This window comes from Haloarcula sp. K1 (assembly GCF_001647155.1).
Lineage (GTDB): Archaea > Halobacteriota > Halobacteria > Halobacteriales > Haloarculaceae > Haloarcula > Haloarcula hispanica.
In genome coordinates this window covers 18,292-30,703 of the sequence record NZ_LRHL01000012.1, presented here as the reverse complement: position 1 = coordinate 30,703, position 12,412 = coordinate 18,292, and the positions used below count along the sequence as shown (strand labels likewise).

The following is a 12,412-nucleotide window of genomic DNA, read 5'->3' as shown; positions in this document are numbered from 1 at the left end:
TTACACTTCTTCCGGCAGCGCCGTCGAGCTTCCGAGCTCCTCGTCGATCTCGGCTTCGGCCATCTTCTCGACGAGGGCGTCGATGACCGACTCCCGCCGGCCCTTGACGAACTTGATGGAGCCGACGACGAGGTGGCCGCCGCCGGAGACGCCGCCGCCGTCGACCTCCTCGGTCAGTTCGGTGACCATCCGCGGGATGTCGAGGCGGACGCCGTCCGAGCGCAGGACGGCGAAGTCCGGGCCGTAGCCGATGGTGATGACGGGGTCGCCCGTCTCGGCGACCTTCCGGTCGTGGATTTCGCCGGTCGTCTTGCCCGGCGCGGGGTAGGTAAAGCGGTGGGCATGGTTCTCCACGTCGATCGTATAGAGGTGCGCGCCGTTGTCGAGGCGCTCGTGCTCGACGTGGCTCATCGCGGCGTCGAGCTGGTCCTCGACGTCGCGCTCGGCCCGGTCGGCGAGGAAGTCGACGACTTCCCCGTGGCGGTCTCGGTCGTCGCAGTCGACGTTCAGCACGTCGGTGATGAGCTGTTCGCCGGAGTTGTAGCGCAGCCAGTGGGTCGCGTAGTCCAGCGCCTCGCCGATGTCGCGCAGGTCGGCCTCGTCGTAGTCCTTCTCGCCGGCGAGGTCGATGTAGTCGCGCATCGCCTCGGCCTCGGAGCGGTCCGACAGGCCCGCGACAGCGGGGACGTGTCGGAGGTCCTCGGTGAGGTCGGGGTCGATCATCCGGGCGAGTTCGACACACAGCATCCCCGTCGTGATGCGGTAGTCCTCGTCGTGGAGGTATGGATTGACGTGCTGTTCGATGAGCGGCTCGACGGCTTCCGGGTCCGGGTGGTGGTGGTCGACGACGACCACCGGGATGTCGTAGTGCCGGAGGTTACGGTAGGCCGGTGTGTCCTCCTCGGTGGAGCCGTTGTCGAGCATCAGCAGCATCGGGAGCTTCTGGCCGTGGCGGGTACGGTCCTCCAGCGCGAAGTTGAGGTCCCGGGTCACGTCCTCCATCTCGTAGTAGGGGGCCTTGCTCGGCAGGCGCTTGAGGAGGTGCTGGGGCGCGCTGGCGTCCTCGTACTGGGAGGCGATGAACGATTCCAGCGCGACCTGCAGCGGCACGCTCGCACAGAGCCCGTCGCCGTCGGCGTGGTGTCGCATGCGAATCGGGCGGCCCGAAAGCACCGTCTTGCGGAGTTCGGTCGCGACTTCGCGGAGGTCGTCCCACAGCTTCTCGAAGGCGGGCCACTCGACCAGCGGCTCCACGTCGGCCGGTTCGGCGGCCTCCGCCAGCGCGGCGTCGAGGTCGCTCTCGATGTCGTCGGCTTCCTCACCGTCGAGGACGGTCAGCGATTCAGCCTCGACCTGCAAGCCGTCGTCGCGTTCCTCGGCGCGCCCGGAGACGCGGACGATGTCGTCGATTTGGACGTCGGGGTGCGCCCGGACGCCGGCCTCCTCGAAGGCGGCACAGGGGACGATACCGGTTTCGTCCCGGACCTGGAACACAGTGGGGCCGCCGGTCTGTTTGATCTGGACGACCTGGCCCTCGATGATGACCGTCTCACCGGTGGCGTCGACGAGGTCGGCGACGGTGGTCGCGTTGCCGTGGGCGACGTGCTGTTCCTCGTAATCGGCGACTCGCACTTCCTCGAAGCTCAGGTCGCCGTCGGGACGGATCTCGCCGAGTTCGACGATGAGGTCCTCGCCCACGTCGTACTGACCAAGGAGATTAGAGTCGTGAACGAGTCCGGAGACAGCGTCGGAGAGATCGACGAACACGCCGTATTCGACAGTGCCGTTGACAGTTGCGTGGTACAGTGCGCCTTCTTCGAGATCGTCGGACGTACATTGGTCCGCGAGATCGTAGACGATGGTCCCGCCGTCGGGGACCGTAGCACCGTCACCGGTGCCAGTTGGCGAAGACATTTGTCAATCCTTCGGTGCTCCCCCGTTTGTACTCTTCGGAATCCGCGGAGGGACGAACACAACGCGTAAAAAGCGTCCGACCCGACTGCGTGGTATGGGGTTGTTCCGAACGAGCGGGATACTCGGGATTGCGGAGTCCGCACTCGAGTTCGCGCTCGCAGCCTCTGAGGAGGCCCATCCCAACGAGTATATGGGCTTTCTCAGGGGCGATGACGCCAGCAAGCTCGGGCTCGACGACGACGGGACCGTTCTGACCGATGTTCTGGTCATTCCGGGGACGGAGTCGAACCCGGTCAGTGCGACTGTCAAGACGAGCATGGTTCCGAACGACATGCGAGCAGCGGGGTCGATTCACTCGCACCCGAACGGCGTCCTCAAGCCCAGTGACGCCGACCTCGCGACGTTCGGCCGCGGCGACGTTCACATCATCGTCGGCTACCCGTACGGTCGCGACGACTGGAAGGCCTTCGACAGCGACGGCTCGGTCGTCGACCTTCCGGTGCTCGACGTGGAGCCGCCGGAGGAGTCCTTTTTCGATTTCGATCAGGCCGACATCGACGCGGAGCTACGTGAGGAGGAGTTCGATCAGTGACCCGCGTCGTCGCACAGGGAACGTTCGACATTCTGCATCCGGGCCACGTCCACTATCTACAGGACGCCGCCGACATGGGCGACGAACTGCACGTCATCGTCGCCCGCTCGGTCAACGTCACCCACAAGGAGCCGCCGGTCGTCCCGGACGAGCAGCGCCGGGAGATGGTCGGCGCGCTCAAACCGGTCGACAAAGCGCACCTCGGCCATCCCGAGGACATCTTCGTTCCCATTGAGCGCATCGAACCGGACATCATCGCGCTGGGCTACGACCAGCACCACGACGACGAGCAACTCGAAGCGGCGCTGTCCGCCCGGGGCCTCGACTGTGATATCTGCCGGGCCAGCCCGCTGGAAGCCGAGGCGGCTGACCGGCTCCTGTCGACAGGCCGGATCATCGACCGGATTGTCGACGAGCGTAGCTGACTCGGTTCCGTAGTCTGCCCACTCTTATCAGCATATTAGCAAAATTATTTTACACTCACGTATCGCTAATGCAATCACCAGTTGGGACGATACAATGGGGATGGTCACAGTCAACGACGTCGATTCACGGTCGTACCGCGCTGTAGAGATACTGCTGCTCCTGCCGACGCTCCTGTTTGGATTCCTCGGTCTCGGACTGATCGTTGTCGGGATAGGGGGCGAGAGTGTGGGTACCGGGCCCCTCGGGATGGCCAGCATCTTCGGGACGTTCGGCGTCTGGTACCTCGGTGGCATTGTCGTGGCACTGATATCGTGGCTCGTAACGCCGGTTTTCCTCTACTTTGATACAAAGAAAGTGCAGGAAGCAGACGTGGACTGGGACCCGAATCCAGTCCTGTATGCGGTCGCCGGCTTCTTCCTCGGCTACCTGATGAAACTTCACCACCTGTACAAACGCCATCAGTATGTCGTCGACTGGGTCGACCGGGACTGGTGGTGGACGGTTGTCGCTATCGGGGCCGTGCTGCCGCCCGTTTGCCTCGCTCTCGGGGGCGTACTTGTTTCGAGCGGAAGCGTCGGTATCGGACTTGTTTCGATTGGCGTCGGTATCCTCACCGCGGTACCGTTCTCCGTCGCCATCTACCGCGATGCGACCTACGTTCGCCTTCAGTCCGGGACGTGGCAGCCTAATCCGGGGAACTACGTCAATCTCGGTGTCTTTTTCCTGATTCCCGGGCCGATAGTGTACCCTATAATCGGCTGCTACTACCTGTTTCGTCGCCACCGGGCTATCGGGACACTGTAATCGGTGACGTAGCCCTCCCTGTTCCAGTCCGAGATACGAACGTGGTGCTCACAGTTCTTGGAGGCGTGATGTGAGTGGCCCCGATTCCAGTCTAACCACAGCCTTCGTTTTACGACAGTAACAACCGCCTCTGAGACGACGCGCTCACCGGTACTGTCGATGCCGGCCGCAATCGCCAGCGCGTACTCGCCGTCGTTCGGAACGGCTACGGTCAGATTGTCGGGGCCTGAATCAGCGACGGAGTCCCAGCCTGGCTCGGGCGGGTAGGACTCCCGAACGGTGGTCGGGGCAAAACCGTTCGCAAAACGACGGTTCGCGCGTCAGATCAGGTCGGCCTCGGCGAGGCGGTCGACGGCTTCCTGCAGGCGCTCCTTGCTGTTTGCGTAGGAGATGCGAGCGTAGCCGGGCGTCCCGAACGCGGTCCCGGGGACGGTGGCGACCTGTGCCTCCGAGATGGCCTGGTCGCACCACTCGGTGTCGTCTCCGTCGGGTGCGATTTCGGGCATCATGTAGAACGCGCCCTGTGGCTCGGGGACGTGGACGCCGTGGTCCTCGAACAGGCCCATGAGGAACTCGCGGCGCTCGGCGAAGGCCTGGCGCATCTCCTCAACGGCGTCGTCGGTATTCGTGATGGCCTCAACGCCGGCGTGCTGGACGAAGTTGACGGCACACGAGACGGAGTGGGAGTGGACCTTCCCGGCCTGGGAGACCAGTTCTTCCGGGGCCGCGAAGTAACCCAGCCGCCAGCCGGTCATCGAGTAGGCCTTCGAGAAGCCGTTGAGCGTTATCGTTCGGTCCTCCATGCCCTCAAGGGTGCCGAGCGAGACGGCTTCGACGCCATCGTAGGTAATCTCTTTGTAAATCTCGTCGGAGATGACCGTGATGTCGTGCTCGACGGCGAGGTCACGAACGCCCTCCAGCGCATCGCGGGAGTACACCGCGCCGTGGGGGTTGCCCGGCGAGTTGACGACAAGCAGTTCCGTCTCGTCGGAGACGGCGTCGGCGAGGTCGTCGAGCGCGCCTTCAAGCTGGAAGTCGTGGGCGGCAGTGTCGACACGGGTCAGCGTCCCGCCGGCGAGTTTCGCCATCGCTTCGTAGGACACCCAGGCCGGGTCGAGCAGGGCGACCTCGTCGCCGTCGTCGATGATGGTCTGGAAGATCTCGTACAGTGCCTGCTTGCCGCCGGGCGTGACGATGAGATTCTCCGGGTCGTACTGGGTGAGGCCGTCCTCGTGAAGCTTGTCGGCGATAGCTTCCTTCAGTTCGGGGATGCCGTTGGAGGACGTGTAGCCGGTGTGGCCGGCGTCAAGTGCGTCCTTGGCGGCGTCTTTGATGTTCTCTGGCGTGTCGAAGTCGGGTTCGCCGACGCTCAGGTCGACGACGTCTTTCCCCTCGGCTTCCAGCTCTGCGGCCTTGTTGCTGATTGCGAGGGTCGCGCTCGGTTCTACACGTTCGACGCGGGATGCAAAGTCCATAGTCATTGTTCGAGTTCAGTGGCGAGTTCGATTGCGCTCCGGACGGCCGAGGCTCCCTTGTCGGTTCGGGCCTCGGCTTCGTCCTGGCTCATGCCCGGGCCGATGATGCCCAGCGTGACGGGGGTGTCGCGGTCGAGGGACACGTCGGTCAGCCCCTGTGCGGCGGCGTTGCCGATGACCTGGTCGTGGTCAGTGTCGCCGCTGATAATCGCGCCGAGCACGGCCACGGCGTCGATATCCGACCGCCGCGCCAGCCGGTCGGCGGCCAGCGGCGTATCGTAGGACCCCGGGACGTCAATCGACGCGACAATCTCGGCGTCATTGTTGGCAGCGGCCTCGTAAGCCCCGTGCTCCATCTCCTCGATAACGGCCCCGTGTTTATCATACTGGGCGACAACCAGCCCGAGCTGCACCATACCTGACACCCGGGCAGGGGCGACTAAAGAACTACCGTTCCATGCCTCCGTAGTTCCAGACTGCTGTGCCGGCATCTGAGGTGGCCCGCTAGGTTAAAAACATGTTATAGAAACCAGAAGGATTCTAATGCCCCATGTGCTTGAGCCAGATATGGCTGAGTCGTCCCTGCTGTCTGCCCTCCACGATATCCGGGACCGGATCCGGTCCTGGTTCGCGGACGACCCCCGCGCCACCGTGAAGCTCGTCGTCGCCGTGACGCTTCTCGGACTCGTCCTCAGAGTCGCGGCGCTCGGGAGCCGCGTCGCCCACTTCGACGAGGGTCGCGTGGCCTACTGGGCGCTGCATCTCCGCGATTCCGGCTCGTTCGCCTACCGATACATCATCCACGGCCCGTTCATCCAGCACGTCGACGCCTGGGTGTTCACCGTCGCCGCGCCGACTGACTTCACGATGCGGCTCCCGGTCGCGATTGTCGGTGGCCTGCTCCCGCTGACAGCACTGCTCTTTCGCGAACACCTCCGGTCAGACGAGACTGTCCTCATGGCCGCGTTTCTCGCGCTCAATCCGGTCCTGCTGTACTTCTCGCGGTTCATGCGCAGCGACGTGCTGGTCGCGGCGTTCATGTTCGCCGCCTTCGGCCTGCTCGTCCGGTTCGTCGACACCCGCAAGGCGCGCTATCTCTACGGCGTCGCGGCGTTCATGGCGCTCGGCTTCGCTTCGAAGGAGAACGCCATCGTCTACGTGCTGACGTGGCTCGGCGCGACCGGCCTCCTGTTGGCGAAGGTACTGGTCCTCCCCAACGGCTATCGCGACGCGGTCGGCTTCCTCCGTGGCGTCCCGAGCGTCGGCGCAATCTGGCGTCGGATATCGGGCCGCGTTCGGGCCGACATCGCGCTCGTCGTCAACACTGTCCGCTCGTTCCGCGACCGCCACGACAGCGCCGGCTCCGTCCTCGCGGCGTACGCGAGTCACATCATCCTCGCCGCGCTGGTGTTTGGCTTCGTCTCGCTGTTCTTCTACGCGCCCCGCGGGGCCGGCGTCGCGGGCATCGAATACCCGCCAGCGCCGGCCGCCAGTGGCGACGTGAACTTCTGGTCCGGCGTGACGAACCCGTCGCTGTTCCCGGAGCTCGTTCAGGTGACCTGGGAGCGCGTCGTCGACCAGTACAGCGAGTGGTTCTCGCCGGCCTCGGAGAAAGCCACGACCACTGAAACAGGCCTGGTCGACTCTATCGAGACGTTCTACGAGAGTGTCGACGGTCACTACGAGGTACTGCTGAAAGCGCTGGGCTACACTGCGGCACCGCTGCTCCTGTTCTCGGTCTTCGGGTACGCGGTCGACCGACTGGGAATCGTCGAGCCGCGTCACCTCATCCCGTTCGCGGCCTACGGCGGCTACGTCTCGATTCTGGGCTACCCCATCGGAACCGACATCGGCGCGCCGTGGCTCGCCGTCCACGTCGTCGTCCCGCTGTCGATTCCAGCCGCCGTCGGGCTCGCCGCCGTCGTCCGATGGGGGAACGAGTCGCTGTCGGCTGACGACGTGACCGGCGCTGCCATCGCCGCCGTCATCGTTCTGCTCGTCACTGTACTCGTCGTCAACACGACCGCAACGCGGGTGTATACAAACGAGCATCTGGAGGGGAACTCGCTGGTCCAGTACGCTCAGCCACAGGAGTCGCTCCGTGCGGATCTGGCCGAGATGGACCGGATCGCGACGGCCAACGGGAACGGCACTGATGTGATAATGTACCACGGAGAGCGCAGCGACGCATACGACGGCGACGACGCGTACGTCAAGGAAGACCGCGGTGAGTGGAACGACTCGTGGTGGAACACCAGACCGACCTGCCTGCAGTGGCACAACTCGCTGCCGCTGCCGTGGTACTACGCGGCCGACGACGTGAACGTCTCGTGTGAGAATCGGCCCGACACGCTCGCCAAACAGGCTCAGGCGGACCAGCCGCCGATAATCATCACCCAGCGGATTGACAGCACGGTCCCTGACGAACAGCTCGAAGCCGCCGGGTACACGCCCAAGACTCACCGGATGCGAACGAAATACAGCTCGAACGACATGACAGTGTGGGTCCACGAGTCCTACGGCCGAGAACCGAACCGTTAACCCTGCTGCTGTGGAAGCGCGCGGTATGACGCTCACGTCACCAGGGCCGACCGTCGGCGTGGTCGGCGGTGGCCAGCTTGGCCGAATGCTGGGCGAGGCGGCCGCGCCGCTTGGCCTCGAACTGCTCGTGACCGACCCGACACCGGACTGCCCGGCCGCGCCGGTCGTCCGCGACCAGCTCGTCGGGGATTTCGACGAGGCGGCGACCCTGCGGGAACTCGCTGAGCGCGCCGATTACCTCACCTTCGAGATCGAACTCGCCGACCCGGACGTGCTCGAACGGGTCGCTGAAGAGACAGGGACGCCGGTGCATCCCGCTCCCGAGACGCTCCGGACGATTCAGGACAAACTCGTCCAGAAGCGCCGGCTCTCGGATGCCGGCGTTCCGGTCCCCGAGTTCCGCGCCGTCGACACCGCTGACGACCTCCGGGCGGCCTGTGCTGAACTGGGCTACCCTGCGATGCTCAAGGCCCGGACCGGCGGCTACGACGGTCGCGGAAACATCCGCGTCGAAGGGCCGGAGACTGTCGAGGACGCTATCGACGACATCGCCGGTCCCGCGATGGTCGAGGAGATGGTCGACTTCGAGCGGGAACTGGCGGTCATGGGCTGTCGGGGCGCGGACGAGCGGGACACGTTCCCGGTCACCGAGACCATCCACCGCGAGGAAATACTCCGGGAGTCTGTCGCGCCGGCACGGGCGTCGGACGCCGTCCGTGAGCGCGCGCGTGGGGTTGCTCACGACGTGCTGGACGCGATGGACGGCCGCGGCGTGTTCGGCATCGAACTGTTTGAGACGACCCACGGCGAGATTTTGCTCAACGAAATCGCGCCCCGGCCCCACAACTCCGGGCACTGGACCATCGAGGGGTGTCACACCTCGCAGTTCGAGCAACACTTGCGGGCCGTCACCGGCCAGCCGCTGGGGTCGACCGACCAGCGGTTCCCGACCGTCTCGACGAACATCCTCGGGGACGTGGCCGAGCGCCAGCCTGCGGAGCTACGGGGTGAAAACAGCGTGTTGGCGACGCCCCGAGCACATTTGCACTGGTACGGCAAGCGCGACGTGTACGCCCTCCGGAAGATGGGGCACGTAACGCTGACGGCTGACGACCGCGACGGCCTGCTCGCCGACGCCCGCGAACTCCGTGACGGACTGACCTTCGAGTGACCGCCGCCGGCTGATTCGTAGTCCAAAACCGAGCGGTCTTTGACTATGCGGTCCTGAGTCGCGATATGGAGCGACGGGATTTTCTCCGTGCGGCCGGCCCGGCGGCAGTCGCAGGGCTCGCCGGTTGTCTCGGCGGTGGGAGCGCTGACACCGACTACGACGTGGGGATGTCGGCGGCGGCGTTTCGCCCGGTACAGATTACCGTCGAACCGGGGACGACCGTGCGGTGGCTCAACACGAGCAAGCAGGGCCACTCGGTCACAGCCTACGAGGACGAGATCCCCGACGAGGCCGACTACTTCGCCTCCGGCGGCTTCGACACTGAACAGGCCGCCCGCGACAACTGGGGGAGTTCCTCCGGCGGGACGATGTACGAAGGCCAGGATTTCACCCACACCTTCGAGGTGCTCGGCGAGTACGCCTACTTCTGCATCCCGCACGAGCGGGCCGGGATGGTCGGAACCGTCGTTGTAACCGAAAACCCAGAAACGGCGACGACCGGCGAGTAGCATCGCTGTTGCCTTTTCCGAGCTTCTCTCGTCCGTGCTGGGTGTGTCAGCTGTGCGCTGTTTTGCGGTAGCGGTCGCTAACTCCGACCGTCGGCAACAGCGTCACAGAAGAGAGGCAGGTCCGCTGCGTCGCTGTGACTCGGTCTCTCACTGCGGCAGAAAAATCGAACGTCGGCGCTGAGACGTGTTAGGCTTCGACGTCGACGTCTTCTTCGTCCACGTCGACGGCTGTCTCCTCTTCGGCGGCGACTTCTTCGGGCCGCGCTTCGAGCGTGGTCTTCTTGATCTCGACGCGTCGGAGCGGGTAGATGTCCTTGGCCTCGCCGTAGATAGCCGAGGAGAGGCGTCCTTCGACGACGCTGTCGACGAGTTCCTCGAAGGTGCGGTCTTCGGCCGTCTCGCGAACGAGGTCGATCATCGTCCGGCGGATGGCCTTCTCCTGGGAGGCATCAGCCTTCTTCGTCGTCACGGCGACCGGCTGGACCTGAACGCGGTAGTCGTCCGTTGTCAGCACGGTGATGTAGGCCTCGACCTTCGAGGAGCCGCGGCGGACGAGCGAGCGGAGGTAGTCCCGCGTGAGTTCGTGGCGGATGAACTCCGTGTACGCCGAGTCCGAGGCGACCTCGTTGATCTTGAAGGTCAGCTTCGTGTTGTTCTCGCTGGCGTCGTTGGTCAGTTCGCCGAGCGTTGTTTCGATGGTGCGTCCGAGCACCTTGTCCGGTTCGTCTGCCGGTGTCTTACCGAGAACCTCCCGGTCGAACTGCTCGGGAGCCTGCACGGTGTACCACCGTTTCTGTTCTGTGCGCTTGGAAACGCTTCGTTCACTCATGATTGGATTGTGTGTGTTGGTCTGCGAGCTGTGCTGCAACCCGGATGTTGACGACGTAGTCGTCGACGGTCGCCTGCAGGCCGCCGGTCGAATCGCGCTCGACAGTCGTGACCACGGCGTCGCCCTCGACGCGTGTGGTCATCTCGTCGGTGTTGTCCGGCCGCACCGCGCGTGCGACGCGTTCGGGCGAGTCGTGTGTCGTCCGAATCTCGGCCCGTCTCATACTGCCTCCCGAAACGCTTCGATGAAGTCAGCCGTCGACACGTTGAACCGGGCGCGTGCCCGGTCGCCGGTCCCGACGGCGTCGCCGCCGACTGTTTCGGCGGCTGCGTGCATCGTTTCGGCCACGTCCCGGCCGTCCGTGGCGCGGGCTGCGGCCCGGTCGTCGGTGACGACGAGCGTCACTGGTTCCGGTGCGCGGAAGTCCGCGAATAGTCGAGCGACGGTGCCGGTCGGCATCGCGTCGCCGCGGGCGACGAACAGGCCGTCGTACCGGCCCGTGGTCGCCTCGGACACTGCTTCGTGGGCGCGTGTGGCGTGGCTGCGCCAGGCGGCCAGCGCGTCCTCGCTGACGGCCTCGTGGCCGAGTGCGAGCGCGACGGCGGTGCCCGGCTGTTCGCGGGCGACGGCGTCGAGCACGTCGGCGTAGCCGCCGACCGTCTCGAAGGGGCCGCCCGCTGTTGGGCGGAGCGCGCGCTGGACCACATCGGCGGCCCGAGGCGGCGCGTCTTCGGTGACAGCCAACGCGACCAGCGACGCGAGGCGTCGGTGGTCGTCGGCCGAAAAGTCCGCAGACTGAATCCGGTCCGCGTCGAGGCCCAGGTCGGCGAGCGTGGCCCGCGCTGCGTCGGCGTCGCCCGAGAAGGGCGCGACAAACAGCGTCGAGTGGGCCAGCCCGTCCGCGAGGTCCGTGCCCGGCACTGCGACGCCGGGTCGGCGGTCGAGCCCTGCCTGCTCGGCGGCTTCGGCGACTGTCCCGTCAACGTCCCCGGCAGCAATCGTGCCAGCCAGGGCGAGCGCGGCGTCGGCCGTGCCGAGTTCGCGAGCGGTCTCGAAGGCGGTCGCGGCGGCGCGGTCGGTCAGCGTCACGTCGGCAGTCGGCTGCGTACGACCGATGGCGACAGTGATGTCGGTCTCCGTGGTCCGGTCAGGGTCCTCGAACGGGCGGACGACGCTCGCCTGAAACGGCGTGTCACCGAGCGCCCGCGCCAGCAGGCCAGTCGCAGCCAGCGCCTCGCCGGTCGCGTCGCTGACGAGGCGCACAAAGGCGGCCTCCCGCAGCGACCCGGCGAGGTCACCGGGCGACGTGGCTGGCGTCGGTTCCCGACCGGTCGCCGACATCTATTCGAGACCCAGCGCTTCGACGGCGTTGTCGTAGCTGTAGGTGAAGTCCTCGTCGACCTCGTCACCGCGGTAGTAGTCGATGAGGCGTCGGATCTTCGACTGCGTGTTCTGGAGCGCACGCTTGTTCTGGTAGTCACCGGGGTTCTCGTCCATGTGGTCGCGAAGGCGGACGGCCCGCTCGAGCAGGTTCCGAAGGTCTTCCGGCAGGTCCGGCTCAGCTTCGTTCTCCTCGAGGATCTCGGTGACTTTCTTGCCGGTCGCGAGCGAGACGTCAGGGATCGGCGTGCCCTGAACGCCCTCGTCGCGCAGCTTCAGGCCGATCTCGCTGGGCGAGTGGCCCTGTTCGGCCAGTTCGACGACGCGCTCTTCGATGGCGTCCTCGTCGACGTCGCTCCACTCCGGGGGTTCGTCTGCCGCCGGTTTGTCCGAGTCGGACGAACCGCGACGGCGTGTATGCATTCGTGCCATTGTAATCTGGTTGGAACCGCACGAACCGCTCTCGTTACGAGGCGTATTGGCACTGTACAGTGCCGAACACGGCCGCAATCCCGAGCTGTGAAAGTCCACAGCGAGTCAGATTTGCGGTCGTGCTGTTCCCATCTCCCTGTCTGAGAGGGCGCGACTAAACCGTTCCGCTTCCCGGTCGCGTCTCGAAACGAGGATAGCCGCGAAACCCGTTTCACAGCCGAGCGGCTTCACAGTATTACGATTGATAACTCGCCCTGCTTCTTTAAGTGAGTTGTTAGAGTAGATATGCGTAGTATGGGTAGCGCAGGGCGGAGACTCGGCAGTCGCGGGCAGAGTGCT

Annotated in this window: 13 protein-coding genes; 6 read left to right on the top strand and 7 right to left on the bottom strand. The window is 65.3% G+C overall.

The features are described from left to right. On the bottom strand, positions 1-1,914 hold the full coding sequence (locus tag AV929_RS04975; protein ID WP_064287606.1) for a DHH family phosphoesterase: 1,914 nt from the start codon (positions 1,912-1,914) through the stop codon (positions 1-3). Positions 1,915-2,008: 94 nt separating this feature from the next. Here AV929_RS04975 and AV929_RS04970 point away from each other — a divergent pair, with 94 nt between their 5' ends. The 3 genes from AV929_RS04970 (at position 2,009) to AV929_RS04960 (ending at position 3,736) form a co-directional block, all read left to right on the top strand. After that, positions 2,009-2,506, top strand: coding sequence for a Mov34/MPN/PAD-1 family protein (locus AV929_RS04970; protein WP_014040778.1), 498 nt, complete (start codon positions 2,009-2,011; stop codon positions 2,504-2,506). After that, positions 2,503-2,931, top strand: a complete 429-nt coding sequence (locus AV929_RS04965; RefSeq protein ID WP_064287605.1) for an adenylyltransferase/cytidyltransferase family protein — start codon at positions 2,503-2,505, stop codon at positions 2,929-2,931. Before AV929_RS04970 ends, AV929_RS04965 begins: the two co-directional genes overlap by 4 nt. A gap of 94 nt (positions 2,932-3,025) precedes the next feature. Next, the gene (locus tag AV929_RS04960; RefSeq protein ID WP_225308096.1) at positions 3,026-3,736 is read left to right on the top strand and encodes a hypothetical protein; all 711 of its coding nucleotides are present in this window, start codon (positions 3,026-3,028) and stop codon (positions 3,734-3,736) included. Positions 3,737-4,056: 320 nt separating this feature from the next. Here the strand turns inward: AV929_RS04960 and AV929_RS04955 are convergent, their stop codons facing one another. Both AV929_RS04955 and ribH read right to left on the bottom strand, forming a co-directional pair. After that, on the bottom strand, positions 4,057-5,217 hold the full coding sequence (locus tag AV929_RS04955) for a pyridoxal phosphate-dependent aminotransferase (protein ID WP_064287604.1): 1,161 nt from the start codon (positions 5,215-5,217) through the stop codon (positions 4,057-4,059). Then, positions 5,214-5,627 (bottom strand): 6,7-dimethyl-8-ribityllumazine synthase, encoded by a 414-nt coding sequence (ribH, locus tag AV929_RS04950; protein WP_050007152.1) that lies wholly within the window; start codon positions 5,625-5,627, stop codon positions 5,214-5,216. The genes AV929_RS04955 and ribH overlap by 4 nt, the downstream gene beginning before the upstream one ends. Before the next feature lie 151 nt (positions 5,628-5,778). Here ribH and AV929_RS04945 point away from each other — a divergent pair, with 151 nt between their 5' ends. The 3 genes from AV929_RS04945 to AV929_RS04935 all read left to right on the top strand — a co-directional run bounded on the left by AV929_RS04945 (position 5,779) and on the right by AV929_RS04935 (position 9,432). Further along, a complete protein-coding gene (locus tag AV929_RS04945; RefSeq protein ID WP_064287603.1) occupies positions 5,779-7,752 on the top strand; it encodes a flippase activity-associated protein Agl23 in 1,974 nt (657 codons plus the stop codon). 25 nt (positions 7,753-7,777) lie between these two features. Continuing rightward, positions 7,778-8,923, top strand: a complete 1,146-nt coding sequence (locus tag AV929_RS04940; protein WP_064287602.1) for a 5-(carboxyamino)imidazole ribonucleotide synthase — start codon at positions 7,778-7,780, stop codon at positions 8,921-8,923. A gap of 65 nt (positions 8,924-8,988) precedes the next feature. Next, positions 8,989-9,432, top strand: a complete 444-nt coding sequence (locus tag AV929_RS04935) for a plastocyanin/azurin family copper-binding protein (protein ID WP_064287601.1) — start codon at positions 8,989-8,991, stop codon at positions 9,430-9,432. 187 nt (positions 9,433-9,619) lie between these two features. On the opposite strand, the gene AV929_RS04930 is transcribed toward AV929_RS04935, so the two are convergent. From AV929_RS04930 to AV929_RS04915, 4 genes are read right to left on the bottom strand one after another with little or no spacing between them, the layout of a single operon-like run. After that, positions 9,620-10,261 (bottom strand): 30S ribosomal protein S3ae, encoded by a 642-nt coding sequence (locus tag AV929_RS04930; RefSeq protein WP_053969003.1) that lies wholly within the window; start codon positions 10,259-10,261, stop codon positions 9,620-9,622. Then, on the bottom strand, positions 10,254-10,484 hold the full coding sequence (locus AV929_RS04925) for a KEOPS complex subunit Pcc1 (protein WP_004518217.1): 231 nt from the start codon (positions 10,482-10,484) through the stop codon (positions 10,254-10,256). Before AV929_RS04925 ends, AV929_RS04930 begins: the two co-directional genes overlap by 8 nt. Further along, positions 10,481-11,602 (bottom strand): hypothetical protein, encoded by a 1,122-nt coding sequence (locus tag AV929_RS04920; RefSeq protein ID WP_064287600.1) that lies wholly within the window; start codon positions 11,600-11,602, stop codon positions 10,481-10,483. The genes AV929_RS04925 and AV929_RS04920 overlap by 4 nt, the downstream gene beginning before the upstream one ends. Beyond that, entirely contained in the window at positions 11,603-12,073 is a 471-nt protein-coding gene (locus AV929_RS04915; protein ID WP_008313088.1) for a 30S ribosomal protein S15, read from the bottom strand. Positions 12,074-12,412: the final 339 nt, after the last annotated feature.

What these genes read in the sequence shown, in the direction of transcription:
- AV929_RS04975 (WP_064287606.1), bottom strand. Translation starts at nt 1,914, where the DNA reads ATGTCTTCGCCAACTGGCACCGGTGACGGTGCTACGGTCCCCGACGGC.
- AV929_RS04970 (WP_014040778.1), top strand. Translation starts at nt 2,009, where the DNA reads ATGGGGTTGTTCCGAACGAGCGGGATACTCGGGATTGCGGAGTCCGCA.
- AV929_RS04960 (WP_225308096.1), top strand. Translation starts at nt 3,026, where the DNA reads ATGGGGATGGTCACAGTCAACGACGTCGATTCACGGTCGTACCGCGCT.
- AV929_RS04955 (WP_064287604.1), bottom strand. Translation starts at nt 5,217, where the DNA reads ATGACTATGGACTTTGCATCCCGCGTCGAACGTGTAGAACCGAGCGCG.
- ribH (WP_050007152.1), bottom strand. Translation starts at nt 5,627, where the DNA reads ATGGTGCAGCTCGGGCTGGTTGTCGCCCAGTATGATAAACACGGGGCC.
- AV929_RS04945 (WP_064287603.1), top strand. Translation starts at nt 5,779, where the DNA reads ATGGCTGAGTCGTCCCTGCTGTCTGCCCTCCACGATATCCGGGACCGG.
- AV929_RS04940 (WP_064287602.1), top strand. Translation starts at nt 7,778, where the DNA reads ATGACGCTCACGTCACCAGGGCCGACCGTCGGCGTGGTCGGCGGTGGC.
- AV929_RS04935 (WP_064287601.1), top strand. Translation starts at nt 8,989, where the DNA reads ATGGAGCGACGGGATTTTCTCCGTGCGGCCGGCCCGGCGGCAGTCGCA.
- AV929_RS04930 (WP_053969003.1), bottom strand. Translation starts at nt 10,261, where the DNA reads ATGAGTGAACGAAGCGTTTCCAAGCGCACAGAACAGAAACGGTGGTAC.
- AV929_RS04925 (WP_004518217.1), bottom strand. Translation starts at nt 10,484, where the DNA reads ATGAGACGGGCCGAGATTCGGACGACACACGACTCGCCCGAACGCGTC.
- AV929_RS04920 (WP_064287600.1), bottom strand. Translation starts at nt 11,602, where the DNA reads ATGTCGGCGACCGGTCGGGAACCGACGCCAGCCACGTCGCCCGGTGAC.
- AV929_RS04915 (WP_008313088.1), bottom strand. Translation starts at nt 12,073, where the DNA reads ATGGCACGAATGCATACACGCCGTCGCGGTTCGTCCGACTCGGACAAA.